This is a genomic window from Vibrio sp. 1069, from assembly GCF_033340555.1.
The window spans coordinates 1-668 of record NZ_JAWOWP010000443.1 but is presented as its reverse complement, the minus strand read 5'-3'; the positions used below and the strand labels follow the sequence as shown (position 1 = coordinate 668).

General features: G+C 43.9%; 1 protein-coding gene. It reads left to right on the top strand.

The window, feature by feature from the left end; genetic code table 11:
• Nucleotides 1-542 (top strand): substrate-binding domain-containing protein (locus R7040_RS27020; protein ID WP_318097682.1); only part of this gene is annotated, 542 nt, incomplete at its 5' end.
• Between the last annotated feature and the right edge of the window lie 126 nt (nucleotides 543-668).

Genomic DNA, 668 nt, shown 5'->3' with positions numbered 1-668 from the left:
CTAGTTTGTCCATCCACTTAGAAGCCGCGCCAAACCAATCTATTCTTAATGGTATCTCTGAAGGCCGCATTGATATCGGCATCGTGACTGACGCTCCAAACAAAAGCCTCTTCCAAAGCGAACGAATCGGTCGAGAAGCGCTGTGCTTGATCCTTCCCCACGCATATAAAGCCGAGCCCTTAACGCCTGAGATCTTGCAAAAATGCGGTGTTATTGGCCATCCCGATGCCGAGCACTATATGACGTTGTTTTTTGACCAATGTGCAGAGCCACAATTAAAAGAGATAAAAATGAGTGACATGCCGCTTTCGGGCTTCGTCAATCAATTAAGCCAAATATTATTGCCAGTTAGCAAAGGATTGGGATTTACGGTGTTGCCTCAAAGTGCAGTAGAAAGCTTTCCAAATAGAGAAGAACTGCACGTCGCGCAGCTAAAACAAACCGTTTATGAAGATTTGTATTTAGTCAAAAAACGGGGGCGCACATTACCGCTGCGCTATACCACGGTAAAAGAGGTGTTATCAGGCATCATTGGGAAATAAGCGTCTTTCGTAAAGAAAGTGGGGGTGCATTGGTTAAGACCACCTTTTGTATAAGTTTCGTAAAATTTATAGCGGCTAAAAAAACGTTTCTGCTGTGATTTTTGTTCCAACAACGCCAATACGCAT